18 protein-coding genes are annotated in these 21,095 nt (G+C 64.2%); 12 read left to right on the top strand and 6 right to left on the bottom strand.

The genetic code is table 11. From position 1 onward, the window contains the following. From GAU_RS02810 to GAU_RS02800, 3 genes are read right to left on the bottom strand one after another with little or no spacing between them, the layout of a single operon-like run. Positions 1-648 (bottom strand): acyltransferase, encoded by a 648-nt coding sequence (locus GAU_RS02810; RefSeq protein ID WP_012682042.1) that lies wholly within the window; start codon positions 646-648, stop codon positions 1-3. Next, complete coding sequence (locus tag GAU_RS02805; RefSeq protein WP_012682041.1) at positions 623-850, bottom strand: acyl carrier protein; 228 nt, start codon at positions 848-850, stop codon at positions 623-625. Before GAU_RS02805 ends, GAU_RS02810 begins: the two co-directional genes overlap by 26 nt. A gap of 27 nt (positions 851-877) precedes the next feature. Continuing rightward, complete coding sequence (locus tag GAU_RS02800) at positions 878-2,482, bottom strand: amino acid adenylation domain-containing protein (protein ID WP_012682040.1); 1,605 nt, start codon at positions 2,480-2,482, stop codon at positions 878-880. Positions 2,483-2,802: 320 nt separating this feature from the next. On the opposite strand from GAU_RS02800, the gene GAU_RS02795 reads away from it, so the two are divergent. Continuing rightward, positions 2,803-3,504, top strand: a complete 702-nt coding sequence (locus tag GAU_RS02795; protein ID WP_012682039.1) for a PEP-CTERM sorting domain-containing protein — start codon at positions 2,803-2,805, stop codon at positions 3,502-3,504. Between the two features lie 339 nt (positions 3,505-3,843). On the opposite strand, the gene GAU_RS02790 is transcribed toward GAU_RS02795, so the two are convergent. Next, positions 3,844-5,871 (bottom strand): hypothetical protein, encoded by a 2,028-nt coding sequence (locus GAU_RS02790; protein WP_156798870.1) that lies wholly within the window; start codon positions 5,869-5,871, stop codon positions 3,844-3,846. A 95-nt stretch (positions 5,872-5,966) separates the two neighbouring features. Between GAU_RS02790 and GAU_RS20270 the strand changes: the two genes are divergently transcribed. The 7 genes from GAU_RS20270 to GAU_RS02755 all read left to right on the top strand — a co-directional run bounded on the left by GAU_RS20270 (position 5,967) and on the right by GAU_RS02755 (position 13,983). Next, on the top strand, positions 5,967-7,313 hold the full coding sequence (locus GAU_RS20270; RefSeq protein WP_052574204.1) for a VanZ family protein: 1,347 nt from the start codon (positions 5,967-5,969) through the stop codon (positions 7,311-7,313). Then, positions 7,307-7,906 (top strand): YggT family protein, encoded by a 600-nt coding sequence (locus GAU_RS21735; protein ID WP_052574203.1) that lies wholly within the window; start codon positions 7,307-7,309, stop codon positions 7,904-7,906. The genes GAU_RS20270 and GAU_RS21735 overlap by 7 nt, the downstream gene beginning before the upstream one ends. Before the next feature lie 431 nt (positions 7,907-8,337). Continuing rightward, a complete protein-coding gene (locus tag GAU_RS02775; protein WP_169307570.1) occupies positions 8,338-9,441 on the top strand; it encodes an endonuclease/exonuclease/phosphatase family protein in 1,104 nt (367 codons plus the stop codon). Positions 9,442-9,672: 231 nt separating this feature from the next. Then, positions 9,673-10,359, top strand: a complete 687-nt coding sequence (locus GAU_RS02770) for a PEP-CTERM sorting domain-containing protein (protein ID WP_041265187.1) — start codon at positions 9,673-9,675, stop codon at positions 10,357-10,359. A 213-nt stretch (positions 10,360-10,572) separates the two neighbouring features. Further along, a complete protein-coding gene (locus tag GAU_RS02765; RefSeq protein ID WP_012682033.1) occupies positions 10,573-11,055 on the top strand; it encodes a fasciclin domain-containing protein in 483 nt (160 codons plus the stop codon). Between the two features lie 282 nt (positions 11,056-11,337). Next, the gene (locus GAU_RS02760; protein ID WP_012682032.1) at positions 11,338-13,017 is read left to right on the top strand and encodes an amidohydrolase; all 1,680 of its coding nucleotides are present in this window, start codon (positions 11,338-11,340) and stop codon (positions 13,015-13,017) included. A 63-nt stretch (positions 13,018-13,080) separates the two neighbouring features. Continuing rightward, positions 13,081-13,983, top strand: a complete 903-nt coding sequence (locus GAU_RS02755) for an ABC transporter substrate-binding protein (protein ID WP_012682031.1) — start codon at positions 13,081-13,083, stop codon at positions 13,981-13,983. Between the two features lie 369 nt (positions 13,984-14,352). On the opposite strand, the gene GAU_RS02750 is transcribed toward GAU_RS02755, so the two are convergent. Next, positions 14,353-14,709, bottom strand: a complete 357-nt coding sequence (locus GAU_RS02750; protein WP_012682030.1) for a sulfite exporter TauE/SafE family protein — start codon at positions 14,707-14,709, stop codon at positions 14,353-14,355. Positions 14,710-14,737: 28 nt separating this feature from the next. On the opposite strand from GAU_RS02750, the gene GAU_RS02745 reads away from it, so the two are divergent. After that, positions 14,738-15,817 carry a M42 family metallopeptidase gene (locus GAU_RS02745; RefSeq protein ID WP_012682029.1) on the top strand — a complete coding sequence of 360 codons (1,080 nt, stop codon included), beginning with the start codon at positions 14,738-14,740 and terminating at the stop codon, positions 15,815-15,817. A gap of 28 nt (positions 15,818-15,845) precedes the next feature. Here GAU_RS02745 and GAU_RS02740 read toward each other — a convergent pair whose 3' ends face one another. Further along, positions 15,846-17,471 (bottom strand): HEAT repeat domain-containing protein, encoded by a 1,626-nt coding sequence (locus GAU_RS02740; protein WP_083765405.1) that lies wholly within the window; start codon positions 17,469-17,471, stop codon positions 15,846-15,848. A gap of 408 nt (positions 17,472-17,879) precedes the next feature. On the opposite strand from GAU_RS02740, the gene GAU_RS20260 reads away from it, so the two are divergent. From GAU_RS20260 to GAU_RS02725, 3 genes are all read left to right on the top strand, one after another. Then, positions 17,880-18,728 (top strand): alpha/beta fold hydrolase, encoded by an 849-nt coding sequence (locus GAU_RS20260; protein ID WP_012682027.1) that lies wholly within the window; start codon positions 17,880-17,882, stop codon positions 18,726-18,728. A gap of 33 nt (positions 18,729-18,761) precedes the next feature. Then, entirely contained in the window at positions 18,762-19,217 is a 456-nt protein-coding gene (locus tag GAU_RS02730; RefSeq protein ID WP_012682026.1) for a hypothetical protein, read from the top strand. A 97-nt stretch (positions 19,218-19,314) separates the two neighbouring features. Further along, positions 19,315-21,093 (top strand): PHP domain-containing protein, encoded by a 1,779-nt coding sequence (locus GAU_RS02725; protein ID WP_012682025.1) that lies wholly within the window; start codon positions 19,315-19,317, stop codon positions 21,091-21,093. Positions 21,094-21,095 lie beyond the last annotated feature (2 nt).

The raw sequence follows: 21,095 nt of genomic DNA, 5'->3' as shown, positions 1-21,095 counted from the left end.
TCAGCCGATACGCCCGGCTATCCGCGCCGGATTGCCCAGGATCATCACACCCTCGGGGAACTCACCCTTGCAGATCGCTGCCATGGCGACCACCGAGTTGCTGCCGATACGTGTGCCCGGTAGCAGCCCGGCATCCGGCGAGATCCATACGTTGTCTCCCACCTCCACGGGCCCCTCGAGGATCGGCATCGTCGCCGAATGAGCGTCACGGCGCACCGCATGAAATGACGTGTCGAGAATGCGACAGTTGGCGATCAGGCACTCGCGTCCGATGCGCACGCGGGTCACACAACTGATGCGCGTCCCATCGAGCTTGGTGTCATCACCCACCTCGATGCGGGCGTCGGGCGCATTGGTCCATGGTGTCACCCGTCCATAGATCTGCACACCATCCCCGAGTACCACCGTGCCTGAACCGCGGATATCCAGTCGACCGTAGATCCGCAGTCCCTGACCGATCTGCACGCGCGGCCGAAAGGCCTGCGCCCACCACGTGTAGAGGCGCCCCCGCAGGACCGCCAGGAACACCGACACCGCGTGCCCGGGTTCCCGCAACACACGGGAAATCAGTGCCCAGTTCGGAACAGCCGTGGGTTCACTGCTCCCGTGCACAACCTGCGGATCAACCGCCGGTACGTTGCTCGACATAGCGGCGAATCGCCGACACAGAATTCAGGTCCGGGATATCCTCGTCATCGATCATGATGCCATACGCTTCCTCGAGCGCACCGATCAACGCGACATGGTTCGCGGAATCCCACTGCGGGATGAGCTGGTAACCAATGGTCTCGTCGATGCGCTCCAGCGGAAGGCGGAGCGCCAGAGCGAGCACTTCTTCGAGCACGGGCATGCAGGCGATAGACGGTGTGGCGGGTGATCAGGTGGCGACGAGCGCAGACTCACGCAATGTATCCAACAATGCGGCGCGATCGACCTTTCCGTTGGCGTTGGTCGGAAATTCACGACACGGAATGACGGTGCGCGGCACGAGAAACGGCTCCACGCGCAACGCAATCGACTGTGTGACTTCGCCAGAGAGCTGTTCATCGCCGCATGAGGCCAGCACAAACAGCGTCAACGCCACGGCACGTCCGTCTTCGAGCGGCCACCCGACCGCGACCGCATCGGTCACCCCCGGTACCTGACGCGCGATCGCTTCGACTTCGGCCGGCTCTACGCGGCGGCCGAGCACCTTGAGCTGATGGTCCACGCGCCCGAGATACGCGATATCCCCGCTGGGGAGACTGCGCACGAGATCTCCGGTGCGATAGTAACGCTGACGCTCACCGCCGTCGGTCGGCAGATCGACAAACCGTTCGCGTGTGAGCGTTCCGTCACGCCAATACCCCGGCACCGTCTGCGGTCCGCCGATCAACAATTCGCCGGACGCGCCCGGGGCCACGTCGCGCAGCTCCGACGTGACAATGCGGGCATCGACCCCCGGGAATGCGGCACCGATGGGAATGTATCCGTTGGGATACTCCCGGCAGTCACGGGAGCACCAACGAAACCCCGTCACCACGACCGTGGTTTCCGTGGGGCCATATTGGTTTTCGATCACGCTGTTCGGGGCAGCAGCCGCCCACTCCCGTGCATTTTCCACGGTCAGCGCCTCGCCCGCAAACATGCTGTAGCGCACCGAGGCAAACCGACCGGGCCGCAACGCGTTGCGCTGCTTCATCAGGGACAGCACCGACGGCACGCAGGAGAACACGGTGATGCCTTCCTGCTCGATGTAACTGGCCGGCGCCACCAGTTGTCGTGCGGCCAGCGTATGCACGGCGGCACCACTGGCCCATGCCACGAACAGATCGAAAATCGACACGTCGAACGACTGCTCGAACATCTGCGAGAAACGATCGGTCGGCGCAAACGCAAAACGGGCACGCGCCTGCTCCAGATACGCGGCGACATTTCCCTGCGTGACCCCGACGCCCTTGGGGGTGCCCGTCGTACCAGAGGTGAACAGCAGATACGCCAGCGCGTCGCGGTCCGGCGCGAGACAGGGTGCCTCGGCGTTGACCGGCAGTGTGGTCCTGTCGCACGTGGCGATACCGCCCACGCGTGCGGTGAGTACCGATTCAGGCGCCAGGATCAGCTTGAGGGACGGCATTTCCTCGAGCAGCAGGTCGAGCACGCCCAACGCATCGGGCTCCACGATCACCGCATCCAACTCGGCCAGCCGCGAAATGCGACGCACTCGGTCAAGATGCAGCTTGGTGTTGAGTGGCACGAACGCGGCCCCGGCATAAGCCGCGGCAAGTGCACCTATATAAGTGACGCGCGAGCGGTTGCCGAGCACGCCCACACGTCCGCCTTGCGGCACACCGTGTTGCCTCAACGCCGTCGCCCAGTGCCTGGCGCTCGTGTCGAGCTCTCCGTACGTCACCACACCGACGTGCCCAGCCAGCGCCGGGCGGTCGTGAAACCGTCCGGCTGCGTCGGAAACCAATTGAGCAAGCGACGGCAGACGCTTTGACATAGCGATCGACGTCAGAGGCATGCGGGGGTCACGGGAGCAACGAAGGTGAGACGTATTGCCAGCAGTGTTACGAAGACGACGCTGGCTGAACTCAGCAACCGAAAATCTGAGTAGCTCAGTACTGTGAGTAGTACTTTCTGCGTGATCCTGGCTACAAATACTGAGGCGACGATGCGACAGCGCTAGAGAGCTCTTGGCGGCCTTTTCCGTGCGCTGTGTCACACAGGGCCAACTTTATGGAAAGCTAGCTAAACAGAAGATAACAAAAACTCTGGCATACAGATTGCTCTTCCATACGGCAAACCTTATCGAGGAAACCTGTGAAGAATTTGATTCGCGTCGTTGCCGCTGCTGCCCTGCTCACCCCGTCGCTGGCCTTTGCTCAGATCGACAACACCGGTTCGGCCGGCTGGAGCCTGTTCTGGGGCCAGATCAGCTCCAACGCGGGCGCCTGGACCACGGCCACGAACATCGGTCCGAGCATCCCCGGTGAATGGACCGACAATACGGCGGCAGCCAACTGGATTGGCGCCAACTCGTCGGGTTCGGTGGGCGGCTCGGGCGACAATGTCCGCCGCTACCGCTACCTGTTCACGTACACGTTCGGCGCCGCGGCCCCGTCCACCCAGTACACGTTCAACCTGGGTTGGGACAACTACATGGTCGGCGCGTTCCTGGGCGGGACGGCTGATGCAAGTGCCGCGAACTGGTTGAGCGGCGGTACGTCGCTGGCCTTCACCCCGGGACTGCCGACGCCCGACACGTTCGGCTTCTGCGGCCGTGCGGGCAGCTTGAACAACGCCAACATGGAACCCTGCGTGTACCCGACGTCGCTGACGTTTGCCGCCTCGGCGGGTCAGACGCTGACGTTTGTGATGGAAGGCGACGGCCAGACGGACGGTCTGTTCCTGCAGTCGATCGGTGGTTCGCAGGTGGTGCCGGAGCCGAGCACCTACGCGCTGATGGCCGCCGGCCTGGCGGGTCTGGCTGCTGTGGCACGTCGTCGCAAGCAGCAGGGCTGAGCTCTTCACTGCCCGGCGCTTCGGCGCCGGGTCTCCGATAAGGGGCAGGGTTTTTTTGAAGGCCACCGTGGGGGTTCTCGCCCCTCGGTGGCCTTTCTGCTTTTTGGATGGCGGTGGCGGGCTGCAAGGGCCGCCACCGGTGGGGAGTACTGAGTAGTAGGTTGTGGGCTGTAGGCTGTAGGCTGTGAGTTGTAGGCTATGAGTTGTAGGCTGTGAGCTACAGAATGTGTTGCGGTCGGGGCGCGGAGAGGGATCCTGATGACGCCGCCAGACGAGGCGCATTGGGAGTTCAAATAGGGCAGGCGGCGCGTTAACTGCCGCCCCCAACTGCACCAGCTTTTACGGCACCCGCGAGATGGCCAGGCGGAGTGGGGCTGCAACTCCGCCGCTGACGGGTGCGAGCCGCAGCACCTGTGTTGTGCGCGCAGCATTGCCGTCGAGGGTCAGATAGACCACGCCGCCGGCGGCAGCTCGCTGGGTGTCCTGGAACGAGGTGCCGAGTTGATGACGCAGGTGCTGCTGGGGTGTGGCGTCGTAGGCACCGGCAAAGGTGCGGGCCAGGCCGTCCCACATCGAGCGCAGATCCCAACTACCGGTGTTGCCGGTCGCCTGACCGGAGTTTGCCAATGCCCACTCGGCCATCAACGCATCCGACGGAGTGCCAGAAACGGCCTCAAGGGCGGCAAGCCCCCGACCGGCGTCGCCACGAACGAGGCGCTTGAGGGTGGCCGCTTCATCCTGCGCGTGCCGATCGAGCACATGACGCACCAATGACCAGCCGCTGGCATAGTACGTATTGTCGCTGCGGTGAGTCGGCCCCAACGGCGAGAGTCCATTGGCGCCGCGCAGGTATGTGTACAACTGCGAGAAATGTCGCCACATGATCAGTGGCCGATCATCACACTGCAGCAACTCACATTCGAGGCTGCCGGCGTAGCCGGTGTTGCCGCGCCACTGTCCACCACCCGGGAACGTGCGCGCATACAGTTCCTCTGCGACGCGGGCCGTGGCCTCCTCCAGCCACGTGTCTTCGAACGACTGGCCACGCACGAGTCGTTCGGCGAAGCTCGCCAGGTGTTTGGCTTCGTGCACGATGGTGGCCCGCATGACACGACGCCAATCGTCCGGTGTTTCGTTTGCCGTGGCGACGCGCGCATAGAACACTTCGTCTTCGTTGCTCGCAGCAAACGTGCGGCGCGGATAGAAGTTGCACGCGCTCACATAACCGGCCGTGCCCGCAGCCGAGTCGTTGACGAAACGGGTGAACAACATCGTCACCCGCCCGTCGCCACCCATGCTTGCATCCATGGCCAGCGGATCGCCGACATTCTGCGCGAGCATCGGATACACCAGCGTATCGAACTCGGTGCCGATCGCACGATACACGCCGTCCATGCGCCCGGCGCGCGGTGCCGCAATATCCTCGAGCACGAGCGCCTTGTTTCCCGCATACACCACGCGCGCCTTCACGGTGGAGGCCGTGGCGCAACTGTTGAACACCGCGGACATCGTCACCGTATCACCCACCCGACGCTCGGCGCGCAGTGCCCGCGACGCGACGTGTGGTTGGGCTGCCGATGCCCAGGCATTGCGTGCCGGGCCGGTCGTGGCAATCAGGCGCGCCTGCATGGCGAGTCGGCTGGCGTGCTGCTCGTCGTCATGCGAGTCGGCCAGCGCCTCGGTCGCCGCCAACCCATTGAGACCGGAGAGCTGCCGCAGACTCGTGAACGGCGAGGTCGTGGCCATCGTGCCCGTTCCGCCCGAGCCGATGCCCCGCACCTCAAAGTGCGCCTGTTGGGCGAGGTCGTTGCTGGTGTTCACGACCGCTACCACAAACCGCGTATCGACACCCTCCGGCGAAGCACCAAGGCTGTCTGCGGCAACCAACTCGATGCAGTGCGATGTCTGGCTGGTGGTCGACAGATGGGTCGCCCCAGCAGCGAGCGCCACACGCTGCGCGGTACGCACCTGCAATGCCTGGCGGAAGATCTGTGCGCCGCCCACGCTCACGGTCAGCGTGCGGGCCTGCTGTGGGGCACAGTCGAAGGCTTCTGCGGGCAGCAACGCATCGATACGGGTCGCCGAGCTGATGCGGATTTCGAGGGCCACCCCGTCGACCAGAATCCGTGTCGCGTCGATGACCGACGGGAGGTGCTCACCGTTCAGGGTGAGCAGGTGACCTGCTTCAACGGTGTCAGAGGTCAGTCCTGCGATGTGCGGGATATCACCCACAACGCTGGGCGCCGTCTCGCCAGACAGCGGAACCGCTGGCGCCAGTGCGTCACCGCCGCTGCACGCCTGCAACAGGGCCAGAAGCAGTCCCGTGGCCGCCCCGCGTACGCGGTGGCGCGGCGTGCGGCTGCGCACCTCCGCGGCAGACGCGTAAGTTGGTGTGCAGTGGTCGGTTGCGATTTCCGCCCCGACCGTCACGAGACTGGCAGGTATCCTCACGATGGATGAGAGTGAGCAATCGGCATGCCGAACTCGACCACCGACGGCACATGCGTCTGCGTGACCTGAAGAACCCTCGCCTGGGGGCACTTCTTTTGCTGGCCCTGAGCGTGGCGGCCATCGTGGCGGCTACCCTGCTGCCCGGCAACGGCACGCCGGTGGAGCAGTTGCCGCCGAGCTGGTGCCTGCGCTGCGGTGGGCTGTGGCTGATGGACGGCGTCAGCAACGTGCTGCTGTTTGTGCCCCTAGGCGTGGCACTGGCCTGGTTGGGCTGGCGTGTGCCAACCGTGCTGCTGACTGGGGCAGTCTTGTCGCTGGGCGTGGAAACGCTGCAGTGGCTGGGGATCCCAGCCCAGCGATCAGCGGCCCTGGCCGATGTGCTGACCAATACGGCGGGCGCCTGTCTTGGTCTGCTTGTCGTGAGACACTGGTCTGGTGTGGTGCTGGCTCGAGGACGGCAGGCCGGATGGCTGGCGGTGGCGTGGACGGCAGCAGCAGCGGGTGCGATGATCGGCACAGCGATTGCGCTGGGACCACGGCGCCATGAGCGGCCACCAACACCGTCCGACTATCGCCGCAGTGCGATCGCCTATTCGCCCGGCCACGGCTGGTACGGCGGCGAACCGCTGGGGGCGACGATCAATGGACAACCGTTTGCGCACCGCGGCTCGGGCCCGATCGTGGTCGAAATCGAGCGGGAACCGGTGTCCACCATCGTGACCGCAGAGGTGCGGGGGCGGGACACCGCTTCGGGTCTGCGGTCTTTTGTGTTTGTGCACCGCGCGGCCGACACCAGCGCGATTGTCATGCTCGCGCAGCATGGAGACGACGCGGTGCTGGCGGTGACACGACGTGCATGGGATTGGGGGTTGGCCATGCCGCGCCTGCGCCTGGAGCATGCCTTTGCCGGTCACGCGGAAGGCGGCGGCCAGGTGCTGGCATTGCGGGCGCATTCGTCACCGGCGGAACTGTCTCTCATCGCAGAGGGGCCCCCTCAAGGCCTTCGCGCGCAGCTCCGTCTCTCGGCCACCATGGGCTGGGCGATGCTGCAGTCGGTGGTCGGTGTGCAACACCCGCTGGCACCGGTGGTGTTGATGGCGTGGCTGCTGTGGTTGTGGGCGCCGGCAGCGTGGTGGAGCGTGCGCAGTCGGTGGGCTGGGGAGAGCCAGAGTACGATGGCCACCGCGTTCACTGCGTTGGGGCCACTCGCGGCCATGGTGTGCACGATGGTGGCACTGCCGGCGACAGTTGGCGTATCGCGATTGACGGGGCTCGAGTGGCTGATGCTGCTGACCGCCTATGGATCCGGCATCGTGGGCGCCTGGCGACAACTTCGGGGTAATATTCGGCCATGCTAGAATCCGTGGTGCGCGTCATTGACGCCTTGCTGATTTTTCTTCGTCCGCTGGTCTTTGCGGCCGGTGCATTGACCGCCATCGGGGCGGTGACGTCATGGGCGGTGCGCACACGACGCATTTCGCCGTTCTCCGGCGCCGCGCGTTTCGTTCGGGACAGGGTTGATCCCTGGCTGATCGCCCCCGTGGAACGCCGCATTCTGCGCGCAGGTGGCACGCCCTATTCGGCACCATGGTGGGCATTGGCCGCTGTGGTGCTGGGAGGACTGTTGCTGATTTCCGGCATCCAGTTCCTGCGCGACCAGTTCGTCATGCTGCTGTTCGCCACGACATCAGGGTATTCGCTGATCGCCGTGCTGACGAAGTGGACGTTCAGCGTGTTGCGTATCGCATTGTTTGCCCGCGTGATCTCCAGTTGGGTGGGCGGTAGCCCGTACTCCAAGTGGTGGCGGTGGTCGTACGTGCTCACCGAGTGGTTCCTGGCGCCTTTGCGCAACGTCATCCCCACCATCGGGATGATCGACATTTCGGTGCTGGTGGCCTACTTCGGACTCGGCATTCTCGAGTCGGTACTGATTGGGGCGATGCTGAAATAGAGCATCCCAAAATCAGTTCCCACTTAGCCCCCTAACACCTACAGCTTAGTACCCGCTCCCCCATGGCCACTGACCTCCCGCTTTCCTGTGGAGGTCAGTGGTTGTAGGGAGCTTGGTCGTAGGGTGCACGTGGTAGGTTGGAAGTTGGACTGGCTGGGTATGTGCTTTCGGCAATACGAGACCAAAAAAAAAGAGACATGGCGACATTTTCGATCCGGTGTTCGTGTGGCCGAGAGTTGCATTCGGAAGACGCGCACATCGGCCGTACGGTGCGCTGCATCTGCGGTCAGCCGGTCACGATCGTGCGAGGCACCGAGTCGACCGCGGGTTCACGCAGCAGTGGCGGACGATCAGAAGTGCGATCGGAGGCACGCGCGGAAAGTCGTCCTGAAGGTCGTGCGGAAGTCCGGCGCGAGACACGACGTCGGACCATGCGATCCCGCGGCTCTGGATCACGATTCCCACGATTGGCTCGGGTGGTGACGTGGACGTGCTGGGGGTGGCTGGCGGCGACGGTGGCCATCTGGATCGGTCTCTACACGCTGTCTGAGCGCACGCTGCCGTTCACCATGCTGCTGTACGGACCTCGGTGGGTGGTGCTGTTGCCGCTCGCGATACTGGTACCGGTGGCACTGATCTTTGCATGGCGCGCCTTGCTGCCACTGGCATTGAGCGCGGTGATCGCGGCGGTACCGATCATGGGATTCCGACTCTCCCCCGCCGGGCTGATGGCCGGAAGAACGCCTCCGCTCCAGGTGGCTCCGAATGGCCTGCGCATCCTATCGCTCAATGCCCAGGGTGGCGGTGTGGTGCAGCAACATCTCGACGAGATGATGGCGGCATATACCCCGTCGGTGATGGCCTTTCAGGAATGTGGCCGCGAACTTGGGCAAAACCTCGCCAAACGCGCGGAGTGGCACTTCGAGCAATTCCACAATCTCTGTCTGCTGAGCCGTTGGCCGGTTACGCAGCGAGACAGCATGCCGCGTGCAGCGTTTGCCCGCATCTCCGATCTCGGATACGGCGGTGCGGCGATTGTCATCCGCTATACGATTGCCCATCCCGCTGGCCCGTTCGAACTGGTGAATCTCCACCTCGAAACGGCGCGCAAGGGACTGGAGGGAATCCTGGGCGATCAGGGACTGCTGCGAGACGATACGGGCCTGCCCAATGTGCCGGCATCGCTCGAGACAGATCGATTTGCGATCAACGCCGATATCCGCCTCCGAGAGTCCGAACGGGCGTCGTACTGGAGTGCTCGGCACGCCAATACGACCCCGATCGTCGTGGTCGGTGATTTCAATATGCCGGTCGAAAGCTCGATCTTTCGCGCCTACTGGAGCGCACTATCCAGTGCCTTCGATGCCGGCGGTCGTGGGTTCGGATTCACCAAACACGAGGGGCGCTGGCTGCGCATTCGTATCGATCACGTGCTCTTTGCTCCGCAATGGTTCGAAACATCGGGAGCATGGGTGGGCAACGATGTCGGATCAGATCACCGACCGGTCATCGCGGATCTCACCAGAAAGCGATGAACACCGTCACAAAGTACGAGGATCAATAGCGGACATTGAGGGATGAATAGGTCGGAGAGTAGGACCAAAGGCTTGTGGCGGTGTCACTAGTTGGTGTTGGATGCTCACCACAGCAATATCCTCATTCAGTGATAATTGCCACAAAAACCATTGCCAGAGTGCTGAATTTCCAAGGGGCGGAAGTTGCTGTTGTACCGGCAAACCGGTTTTGTCCCCTTTTATCACGATCTCATGATCAAGTCTTTCTCACGCGTCGCCGCTGCTCTTTCACTCGTTGCTGGTGCCACCACGGCGCAGGCTCAGATCATGAACACCGGTACCGGATTGGGATCGACTGATTCCTTCTGGACGGTGTCGGCCATTGGCGCAAGCTTCCAGCAGGCGGTGGTGATCGCCAATCCGCCGTCAGCGCCTTGGCAGCCCAACAACGGTCCGATCTCGCGCTGGATCGGTGTGAACGAAACCGGCAGCTACGGCTCGCCGTCCCAGTTCTCCTTCCAGACCAACCTGCTCGGCTCGGCGCCCATCACCGGCTCCATCGGTTGGGACAACATCCTCCTGGGTTACCAGTTTGTGGATGCGTCCAACAACGCCGTGTCGGGCCTGATCGCGCCCAACTCTTCGTGGCTCACCCTCGTGCCGTCGGGCACGAACCAGTACGGCTTCTGCCGTGATAACGACGGTGTGCTGCCGAGCGCGAGCTTCCCGAACTGCATTGTCGACTTCAGCATCGGTGACCTGGGTCAGTACGCCGGCGCCACGGCCATTCGCTTCGTGATCGAAGGCGATGGCAGCACGGACGGTCTGTTCATCGGCAACGCGGCGTCTTCGGTCGTGCCGGAGCCGAGCACCTACGCGCTGATGGCGGCCGGTCTTGCCGCGATGGCTCTTGTGGCGCGTCGTCGCCGCTCGGCCTGATTTGCATCAGACCGGACACGCTTCGGTCTGACTGCGACAGTTTGGTTGGTTTCTGGCCGTTGACCAGTGGAAAAGGGCGTCCCGATAGGGCGCCCTTTTTTCATTTCCGGGAACTGTTCCGGACCTCTGCCGACGACATGTCGGTATTATCAGGAGTGGTGCGCTCCTGCGCCCCACCAACATGCGTACGACTTTTTGCCTGGAGTGCATCCCATGCGCCACTGGACCGTGATCACTGCTGCCGCGATTGCCATTTCCCCGTTGGCGGCGAAGGCCCAGGACAAGGACATCGTCGAGACGGCCACGGCTGCCGGCTCGTTCAAGACGTTGACGAAGCTGCTGGGCGACGCTGGGCTTACCGAGACGCTGCGCGGTCCTGGACCGTTTACCGTCTTTGCTCCGACCGACGAGGCGTTCGCCAAACTCGCCCCGGGCGCACTCGATGCGTTGGCCAAGGATCGCTCACGGCTACGCAGCGTGCTCCTTTACCACGTGGTGGCCGGCAAGATCACTGCGGCTGATGCCGTGAAGCTGGCCGGCACAGGCCGGAAAACGGTGGAGGGGCAGGAAGCGAAAATCTCTGTCATGGGCAGTACGCCGATGATCAACAATGCCCATGTCACCAAGGCCGATATTGTGGCGAAAAACGGGGTGATTCATGGGATTGATGCCGTGATGCTTCCGCCTGGCCGGTGAACTACGGGGAATGCCGGTCACAGGTATGAGGGGGCGGGTACGAGGCTGTGGGTCTTAGGTGTTAGGTGGGAGCTGGCATTCGTGCGCGAGGATGCTGGTTCCCACCTATCACTTACCACCTACCGCCTAGTACCCGCCCCCTCGTACCTGTGACCGGTTGTAGTTCACCCACCCTGAGTGAAGTAGAGCCCCTCCCCGCTGTCGCAGTTCTGCCCCCAGAGGAATATTCGCAATAGCGTCATCTCTCTCCGAATCCTCCCCATCCTCTGGCATGTAATTTGGATGTCTCCCTTCCGCCTTGCCCTCGCGGCGCTGCTTGCCGTCCCGTTTTCCCTGGACGCGCAGTCTCAGCAGCCGGCAGATCTGATCGTCACCAATGCCCGGGTCTACACGGCGGATGATGCCCGTCCGCTCGTGGAAGCATTCGCGGTTCGTGATGGCCGCGTGATCTTCGTGGGCTCGCAGCGGGAAGCGGGCATGCTCAAGGGTGCGTCGACCCGGGTGCTCGACGCGCAGGGACGGACGATCATCCCGGGTATGGTGGATGCGCACGCGCACTTCGCCGGTCTCGCGCTGAAGCTGCGGGCGGTCGATCTCGTGGGTACCAAGAGTCTCGAGGACGTGATCGCGCTGGTGGCCGAGAAAGCCAAGACACTGCCCAAAGGCACGTGGATCACGGGTCGTGGCTGGGATCAGAATGCCTGGGGCAATACACAGTTTCCCACCCACACCCAACTCTCGGCGGCCATTCCTGATCACCCGGTCATCCTGACGCGAGTCGATGGGCATGCGGGCTTTGTGAACAGTGCCGCCATGCAGCTCGCCGGCCTCACCCGGACCACAAAAGATCCGGACGGCGGCAAGATCCTGAAGGATGCCCAGGGCAATCCCACCGGCGTGCTGATCGACCGGGCCCAGGGCATCGTCGGTGCCAAGGTGCCGGAGTTCACGCGGGATGAAATGCGTTCGGCACTCAAGGACGCGATCGCCCGCATGCACTCCTTCGGCCTGGTGGGCATGCACGATGCCGGGGCCTCGCGCGCCAATATCGATCTGTTCGAAGACATGGCGCAGAAGCAGGAACTCAACCTGCGACTCTATGTCATGATCGGCGACGACTCCGTGGCGTTGCGCCACTACTTCGCGCAGGGTCCGCGCTCGGGGCTGCACAACGGACAGGTGTGGGTCCGTGCGGTGAAGTTGTACGCGGATGGCGCGATGGGTTCCCGTGGCGCAGCGCTGCTCGAACCCTACAGCGACGATCCGAACAACACGGGTCTGCTGCTGTCTGCGCCGGCTCACATCCAGGAAGTGGCCGAAGCCGGTCTGCGGGCGGGGTTCCAGATCAACACCCACGCCATCGGCGATCGTGGAAACCGCGTGGTGCTGGACGCCTACGAGCGTGCCATTGGTCGTGTCCCGCGAGTCGATCACCGGTTCCGCGTGGAACATGCGCAGATCCTGCACTACGACGATATCCCACGTTTTGCGCAGCTCGGCGTCATTCCGTCCATGCAAGCCAGCCACCAGACCAGCGACATGTACTGGATCGGCAAGCGCCTGGGCCCCACGCGTCTGTACGGGGCCTATGCGTGGCAATCATTGCTACAGACTGGTGTGATCATCCCCAACGGATCCGACTTCCCAGTGGAAGAAGTGAATCCACTCATCTCGTTCCACGCCGCCATCGCCCGCCAGGACGGACGTGATTGGCCGGCGGGCGGATGGTTTCCCGAGCAGAAGATGTCGCGCGAAGATGCACTCCGCAGCATGACCATCTGGCCAGCGTACTCCGGCTTCCAGGAGAAGGAGATCGGTTCGATCACCGCCGGCAAATACGCCGATTTTGTAGTGCTCGACCAGGACATCATGCGCGTGCCGGTGGAGTTGGTCCTGAAAACGAAAGTCCTCGCCACCTATGTGGGTGGCAAGACTGTGTATGAGGCCTCCCCGAGGCCGTGAGCCTGCCTGTGGTGGTCGTGAAGCCCCTTCGCGACTCCAGCGTCGTTTTCCCGGGAGATCACTGTGCGTCTCGTTTCGCTGCTGCCCGCTGCCACTGAGATCGTCGCCCTGCTCGGGGCCACCGATTCACTCGTGGGTGTCACTCATGAGTGCGACTATCCGGATATTCTGGGATCCCGGGCTCGCGTGACCAAAAGTGCACTGCCCGACACCCATGATCCCGCGGCCATCGATGACGCGGTGCGATCGCAGAATGCCGAAGGCCTGGCCTTGTTCACGCTCGATGAAACGAAGATTCGTGCGCTGCATCCGGATGTGTTGCTGACGCAGGCCCTGTGTGATGTATGTGCGGTGCGGGAAACCGATGTCCGCGCGCTCGCCGATCGTCTGGCACCAGTACCCACCGTGGTCACCCTGGGTGGCACATCACTCGACGGCATCTACGACGACATCCGTGCGGTCGCGGTGGTGATGGACGCACTCGATGAGGCAGAAGAGTTGCTGGCCGGACTGCACGACCGCGTACGACATGTGCATGAGACGCTGAAAGCGGCCAAGGCGCCGCGTCCGCGTGTGGCGCTCGTGGAATGGACGTCACCGGTGTATCTGGCCGGCCACTGGGGTCCCGAGCAGATCCGCCGCGCTGGCGGTGTAGACGTCCTTGGGGTGGCGGGCGCGCACTCGGTGCCGATCGGCATGGACGCGCTGCGCGAGGCGGACCCGGAGATCGTGGTGTTTGCGCAGTGTGGCTACGGGGTATCCGCAGCGGCCGATGAAGCGCGCGCCTGCCTGTCCAACCCCGAATGGTCGTGGCTCGCCGGCCGCGCAGTATGGGCCATGGACGCCAACGGACTCACCACACGCCCGGGCCCTCGTGTCGTCGATGGCATCGAGGCGATGGCGCGCATCTTCAACCCTTCGCTCTTCTCCCCGATCGATCGGCGTCACGCGGTTCGCGTCTCGTAACTACGGGGCGGTGCTCGGCGCTCGGCGCTTCGATCAGGAGCGCGGCCCCGCCGAGCATTCCCTTCGTCGCTCCGCTCCTCGGGAACGAGTCGTCGGGGGCGCGCTCCTGACCTCACGCCGGCTGGGCAAGGCCGGCGTGGGTGACGAGGGCGAGCGGCTGGACTGACGCGATCGGTGAGAAGAGCGATGGACCGAAGTGTTCTGAAGGGCTGACAGCGAACGACGGTTGGATCGGAGCACGGTCTGCCGTGAGCGAGTCGGCACGAATCTCCGGAGCGCCGACTCGTTCCCGAGGAGCGCTGCGACGAAGGGAATGCTCGGCGCGATGGGGAATCATGTCGGCGAGCGGGCCCGCTCACCGTACCGCGTTCAGCCCAACCAGAGTTTGACGGCCATCAGGACAAGCAGCACGGCAAATGCCTTGCGCAGGATGTTGGCATCGAGGTGCGTGGAAAGCAGTGCGCCGAGGTACGCGCCGGCGGCCATGCCGAGGGCGATGTAGAGGGCGTCCTTGATCTGCAGATGGCCGGCGCGGTAGTACGTCGCCGCCCCGATGGCCGCCCCGATGGGCAGCACGAGCGCGGCGAGTGATGTGCCGGCGGCCTGCTGCGGCGGCATCTTCGCGAGGTAGATCAGGGCCGGGACAATCACGATCCCGCCACCGATGCCGAAGACGCCGGAGAGAATACCAGCGCCGAGCCCGATCGCCACGAGGAGGAGAATCATGCCACAAGCTACCACGTATATTTCCGGGATGCTCTCCGACTCCTCCATCGCATTTCTCAAGCGCCTGCTCGACACCCCCGGACCGTCGGGCTTCGAAGGCGCACCGGCGCGCGCCTGGCGCACCGAAGCGGCCACGTTCACGTCGGCCATCCGCGCCGACGTCATCGGCAATTCGTACGCCGTGGTCGAAGGCACCGGTGGCCCGAACGCGCCGACGATTCTGCTGGCCGGTCATATCGACGAAATCGGTGTGATCATCACCCACATCGACGACAACGGGTACATCTACTTCGAACCGATCGGCGGCTGGGATCCGCAGGTGCTGGTGGCCCAGCGTATGCGCTTTCTGGGTCGAAATGGGGATGTGTTCGGTGTGATCGGCAAGAAGGCCATCCACCTGATGAAACCCGAGGAACGCGAAAAGGCGTCCAAGATCACCGATCTGTGGGTCGACATCGGCGTGAAGAACAAGGCCGAGGCGCAGGAACTGCTGCAGGTGGGTGATGCCGGCGTGATCGATTCCCGCACGATGGACATGCCCAATCACCGGATCGTGTCGCGCAGCATCGACGACCGCATCGGGGCGTTCGTCGTGCTCGAGGCGCTGCGGCGCTATGCAGAAAATCCGGGGCATGCCCGCGTGGTGGCGGCCGCGACGGCGCAGGAAGAGATCGGCTACACGGGTGGCGGCGCACGGGTGGCGGCGCATTCGCAGGAGGCCACCATGGCGATCGCGGTGGACGTGACATTCGCGACCGACCATCCCGGTGTGAAGAAGGAAGAAATCGGTGAGCACAACATCGGCGGTGGACCGGTGCTGACACGCGGGTCGGTGATTTCGCCGGTGGTGTATCGCCTGCTGTCGGAGACGGCGCAGCGACTGGAGATCCCGTTCTCGATCCATGCCGCCGGTCGTTTCACGAGCACCGACGCCGACGCGATGCAACTCGCACGCAGCGGTGTGGCGACGGGCCTGGTGTCGATTCCGAACCGCTACATGCACTCGCCGAACGAGATGGTTTCGCTGGAGGACCTCGATCGGGCCGCCACGCTCATCGCGGAAACCTGCCGCACGGTGAGCGACGCCACCGATTTCACCGACCGATAGGACACACGCTGGATCTCATCGCGTCAGCCTACGCATCCATGCGTTTGGCGGCCGCTGCCACATCGGGATCGGGATCGTTTTTCAGGCCTTCGAGGGCAGGCACCACCGCCTGCCCTCGTGCGCGTATCAGGGACTCGATAGCTGCCACGCGCAGATACGATTCTCGTGGTGCAGGACGCTCGGTGCCATCCTGCGGTTGCTGTGGCGGCAGGGCAATGCGCAGCAGCCGCTGAACGGCGTCAGCCGATCCCAGTCGTCCCAATGAGGCCAACATCTCGAGGGCGACGTCTTCGTCCGTCTCCCGTTCGAGCGCCATGGCGAGCCGCGCCGCGGGCGGGCGGACACTGCCACTGGCGGTCGATGTCAGACCGTACGCCGCGGCCGCAATGCGACGCACCTCGGCGTTGCGGTCGTCGATGAGACCATGCAAACCCGCCAGCGCTTTCACGGTGCCCAGTCGCAACAGCGATCGCGACACCGCAATGCGGATCCGATCATCCTCATGGGCAACCAGCGGCAACATGGCAATGTCGGCGTGCTCAACCCCCATCTCCCCCAGCAACGCCACCGCATTGCGCACCACGAACCACCGCGGATCCCGCACCAGCTCGAACAGCAGCGTGGCCCCCAGATCGAGGGAGACGATGCTGTCGAAATAGGCACGGCGCGCGGTGGCATCCTGCACGCGCATGAGCTGGTTCACCAGAATCTCGACGGCGATTTCCCCAGCCCGTGCGAACAGCGTGAGCAACTGCAGACGATCCGGGACCTCAGGCAGTCGTTCGCCCAACAACTCCAGCGTACGTCGATGCTGCAGACGTCGTAGCAGCCGTTCGAGGGCAAGCCGTGTGCTGCCAGAACCCACGGCATGCAATTGTGCCATGCAGGCACGCGCGATCCCTTCCACCACGCGTGCCTCACCACGCAGTTCGGCATCGTCGAGCAGTTGCACGAGCTGATCGACCGCGGCGTTGGCCGCTTCGTCGCTGTGTGATGACGCGAGCCGAGTGAGCGCGACCACAGTCGGTGACGCACCCGCGCCGTCCGCCATCGTGGCACTGATCGCGGCCAGGCCTTCAGCGGGCGTGAGCAGCAGGTGCGCCGTGGGACGCTCCGCCGGCGTCACCAACACACTCCACGAGCGCAGCAATTCACGCGGCAAGGGCTCGGCGCCGATGCTGCTCAACGTCGTCGGCGTGTCCGAGGAAAACGGCACGACGTCATCTCCCCGAGGGGCCGAAGCCAACATCGAGGCGAGCGTGAACAGCTCACCGGGCGCGGCACCCTGTCGGACGGTGATACCGCCCACTCCATGCACAAAACACCGTTGCAACAGTCCGGCCAGCAGTGGATCGTCGCGCGTGAGTCCCCGATCCACTGCTTCACCGGCCAACACAAACTGTCCGTCGATGATGCGACACAGCATGGCTCCCTCGCGGATCCGTGCGGCCAGCAACCGCAACGCATCCCGCACCGCGGCGCGCTCGGGCATATCGGACGCTCCCGACGTACCGAGCGTGACGATACGATCGACCAGCAACGCCAGCGCCCGCATCGTGCCACGCGCGGCCCGGCCATCAGGAACGGCCCGAAACGCGCCGCTTTCGGCGGCAGATGCTGACGGAGTGGAGCGGCGGTAACCGAGAGGGGGCATGGACGGAACTGCGAGGGGGCGGGGGGCGGAGCGGAGGAGCGGGAGCTGGACCGACGGAAGCTGGGGGGACGGGGGCTGGAACGACGGAAGCTGGACCTACGGGAGCTGGAGAAACGGGAGCTGGGACTACGGAAGCTGGAACTACGCGTTCAAGCGGGAGGGCCTTATGTGGAAGCTAGCACCGGTGTGCGCGCACGCCGCTCCGAAGACGTCGTCCGGGTATGTTGGAAGTCACGGGTGAGAGGTACGGGGTCGTGCAGCCTGCTGCCGTTGTGCCCCGTGGGTCCAGCTCCCGTTTCTCCAGCTCCCGTTTCCCCAGCTCCCGTTTCCCCAGCTCCCGTCGGTCCAGCTCCCGTCCCTCCCGCTTCTGCAGTTCCTGCTCCTGTCCCTCCAGCTTCTGCAGTTCCCATGCCTTTCTCTGTCTCCACCTCGCTGTACTACCGCATCGACGGCCCGGTCGATGCGCCTCCGGTTCTGCTGCTCCACGGCGGTCCGGGTGCGCATCACGACTACCTGTATCCGCAGATGTTGGCGCTGGCCGAGAACCACCGCGTCTACACCTACGACCAGCGCGGTGGGGGGCAATCGAAGACCGACGACCCGACGCCCATCACCTGGGAAACGCAGGTCGCTGATCTCGGCACGCTGATCAGGGAGTTCGGGCTCGTGCCGCCAACACTGATCGGGTACTCGTGGGGAGCGATGCTGGCCATGCTGTACGCCATAAGGTGTACACAGGACCCGTCTCTGCCTGCCCCTGCACGGATGGTGCTGATCTCGCCGGCGCCGATCACCCGGGCTTGGCGGACCCAGTTCGAAGAGGCACTGGCCGCGCGCGGACGGGGGGAAGTCATTCAGGGCATGCGTGCCGAACTCGCCGCATCGGGACTGCGGGAGCGCGACCCGGACGCCTACCGGCAGCGGAGCTTCGAGCTCAGCGTTGCGGGCTATTTCCATGATCCCCGGAATGCCACGGCGTTGACGCCCTTCCGAGTGACGGGCAAAGTTCAGCAGTCCATCTGGAACAGTCTCGGGGATTTTGATCTTCGGGATGCGATTTGTGCCGTGGACTGCCCGGCGCTCGTCCTTCACGGGAACTCGGACCCCATCCCACTCGAATCGGCCGCTGCGGTCGCAGAGTGTCTGGGTGCTCGGTTCGTGGTCCTCGACGCATGTGGGCATGTGCCCTACGTCGAGCAGCCGGAAGAGCTGTTTGCGGTGATGCAAACATTCCTGGCCGAGACCACCGAGCCGTAGCCGATTCGCATCACGTTGGTTGGAGCCCATCCAATGGCGTCACGCAGTCCAATCGTCCAAACCCCACTTGGCACCATCCCGGTCGATGACCGGGAAGTCCGTGTCACGCTCCACACGTCACACGACGGCGTCGAATACGTGGGTCGTCTGTTTTTTGCCGAAAGTGGTTGGGAAAACAACGGCATTCCCGACCGCAGTGTGCTTCCAGGCCGTACCACGGACGACGTGTTGCGACGCGCCCGTGACCTGCAACTGGAAGAATTGGCCCAGCGCTATCGTCGCGCCAATGCCGAGAAGCGGAAGTACCACGGATTGCGTCAGCTCACCATGGAATTGCTGGCCAAGGTGCGCTACCAGAATCGCGTGGCTGTGGGCATGCGCACCGGCCTGCTCGACCCGGCCGCCGGCCAGCATGAGCTGGATCTCACGGAAAACGAGATGATGACCCTGATCCGCCAGATGAAGTTCCAGGCGGGCATCGAGAGCTGAGCGCTCCTCGCAGGCCAGGTGGTACGGCGCGCCGAAGACGGAGCGCCGTACCCGAAGACCGCAACGCCGGAAGCGTCGGCGTCCGCTAGATTGCGGGATGCACTGCCGGACCGCCGCCCACGTCCTCACCAGCATCGCCACCCTGCTGGAATTGCACAACGCCGACAAGGCGCGCGTGCGTGGCATGCAGACGGCCGCGCGGGTCGTGGGTGGCTTCGCGGATGCGCCGTTGGGCGAGATACTGCCGATACTGTCCGCCGCGTCCGGTTCGGCGCCGGCAACTGGGACGCTCGTCGAGTCGCTGAGCGACGAAGCGCTGGTGGTGCTGCGGGATCTCACGGAGTCGAACAGCTCCGAACTGCTCGAGCGCCTGCAGGAAGAAACGCCTGAAGGCCTGCTCGAAATGCTGCGCATCCCGGGGCTTGGTCCGGCCCGCATTCGCGCCATCCACGATGGTCTCGATATCGACTCCGTCATGGAGCTCGAGGAGGTCGCACGGAATGGCCGTCTGGCCGCCTTGCCCCGCTTCGGGGAACGCACAGCGGAACGCATCCTCAAGGGCATCGCGGACCTGCGCGCGACGGGCGCCGCCGTGCTGTGGCAGCATGGACGCGCAGAAGCGGCGCGCATCGCCGAGGCTCTGCGCGCACACCCGGATGTGCTGCAGCTCGAAATCGCCGGCTCCATCCGGCGCCGCATGGAAGTGGTACGGGATATCGATCTCGTGGCGGCCGTGCGCGGCAGTCCGAGTGTCGTCGCGACCACGCTGTCGCAATTGCGTGGCGTGCGGGAAGTGCTCGGCGGCGGTGGACGAACCATCGCGCTGCGTTTCGAAGACGGTGCTCATGTGGACCTGCACTGCGTGCGCCCCGAACAATTCGTGCTCGCCTGGTGGCGCGCCACGGGCAGTGCCACGCACGTCAACGAGCTCATCGCACTCGCCACGCAACGTGGGTTCTCGCTGACGGGCGATGAACTGCGCGATGCCAATGGTGACGTGATCCCCGTCGCCGACGAAGCCGCGCTGTACGCCCGACTCGGGCTCGCGTTCGTGCCACCCGAGTTGCGTGAAGCCACTGGCGAGATTGGCGCTGCCGAAGCCGATCATCTCCCAGAGCTGATCACCGAGCGGGATCTCGTGGGCGCACTCCACTGCCACTCACAGTACAGCGATGGCGGTGCCACCATCGAACAGATGGCCGCCGCGGCCCGGGCGCGTGGTCTACGCTATCTCGGCGTGTCCGATCACTCGCAGTCCAACACGTACGCGGGCGGTCTGGCGCGCGATGCGATCCTGCAGCAGCACGACGAAATCGATGTGCTGAATGCCCGGTATGCCGCTGAAGGCGTCGACTTCCGGGTGCTCAAAGGCATCGAAGCCGATATCCTGCCGTGTGGACGCGTCGACTATGATGCGGCCTTCCTCGATCGTTTCGACTTCGTGATCGGGTCGATCCACTCGCGCTATGGCATGAACGAGCGACAGATGACCGATCGTGTGCTCAAGGCGCTCGACGATCCGCACCTCACCATCCTCGGTCATCCCACGGGTCGACTGCTGCTCACCCGTGAACCCTATGCCATCGACCTCGATGCCGTCATCGCCAAGGCCGGTGAAGTGGGCGTCGCAGTGGAGCTCAATGCGGATCCGCATCGGCTCGATATCGATTGGCGGGCCTGCCGCGTCGCCCGCGAGCATGGAACACTGGTCAGCATCGGCCCCGACGCACACTCCCCGCAGGGATTCGAGAATCTCGAGCTGGGTGTGGCCACGGCCCGCAAGGGATGGCTTTCGCCAGCCAACGTGCTCAACGCCCGCTCCGCCGACGACGTGCTCGCTTTTGCGCGTGCGCGACGGGCGTCGCTGATCGCATAGCC

The organism is Gemmatimonas aurantiaca T-27 (genome assembly GCF_000010305.1).
GTDB classification, from domain to species: Bacteria; Gemmatimonadota; Gemmatimonadetes; order Gemmatimonadales; family Gemmatimonadaceae; genus Gemmatimonas; species Gemmatimonas aurantiaca.
The sequence above is the reverse complement of the archived record's forward strand: the minus strand, read 5'-3'. Positions and strand labels throughout refer to the sequence as shown.

Excerpts from the sequence above, each read along its gene's own strand:
- GAU_RS02810 (WP_012682042.1), bottom strand. The coding sequence starts at position 648 with ATGTCGAGCAACGTACCGGCGGTTGATCCGCAGGTTGTGCACGGGAGC.
- GAU_RS02805 (WP_012682041.1), bottom strand. The coding sequence starts at position 850 with ATGCCCGTGCTCGAAGAAGTGCTCGCTCTGGCGCTCCGCCTTCCGCTG.
- GAU_RS02800 (WP_012682040.1), bottom strand. The coding sequence starts at position 2,482 with ATGTCAAAGCGTCTGCCGTCGCTTGCTCAATTGGTTTCCGACGCAGCC.
- GAU_RS21735 (WP_052574203.1), top strand. The coding sequence starts at position 7,307 with ATGCTAGAATCCGTGGTGCGCGTCATTGACGCCTTGCTGATTTTTCTT.
- GAU_RS02775 (WP_169307570.1), top strand. The coding sequence starts at position 8,338 with ATGCGATCCCGCGGCTCTGGATCACGATTCCCACGATTGGCTCGGGTG.
- GAU_RS02770 (WP_041265187.1), top strand. The coding sequence starts at position 9,673 with ATGATCAAGTCTTTCTCACGCGTCGCCGCTGCTCTTTCACTCGTTGCT.
- GAU_RS02765 (WP_012682033.1), top strand. The coding sequence starts at position 10,573 with ATGCGCCACTGGACCGTGATCACTGCTGCCGCGATTGCCATTTCCCCG.
- GAU_RS02760 (WP_012682032.1), top strand. The coding sequence starts at position 11,338 with ATGTCTCCCTTCCGCCTTGCCCTCGCGGCGCTGCTTGCCGTCCCGTTT.
- GAU_RS02750 (WP_012682030.1), bottom strand. The coding sequence starts at position 14,709 with ATGATTCTCCTCCTCGTGGCGATCGGGCTCGGCGCTGGTATTCTCTCC.
- GAU_RS02745 (WP_012682029.1), top strand. The coding sequence starts at position 14,738 with ATGCTCTCCGACTCCTCCATCGCATTTCTCAAGCGCCTGCTCGACACC.
- GAU_RS02740 (WP_083765405.1), bottom strand. The coding sequence starts at position 17,471 with ATGCCCCCTCTCGGTTACCGCCGCTCCACTCCGTCAGCATCTGCCGCC.
- GAU_RS20260 (WP_012682027.1), top strand. The coding sequence starts at position 17,880 with ATGCCTTTCTCTGTCTCCACCTCGCTGTACTACCGCATCGACGGCCCG.
- GAU_RS02730 (WP_012682026.1), top strand. The coding sequence starts at position 18,762 with ATGGCGTCACGCAGTCCAATCGTCCAAACCCCACTTGGCACCATCCCG.
- GAU_RS02725 (WP_012682025.1), top strand. The coding sequence starts at position 19,315 with ATGCACTGCCGGACCGCCGCCCACGTCCTCACCAGCATCGCCACCCTG.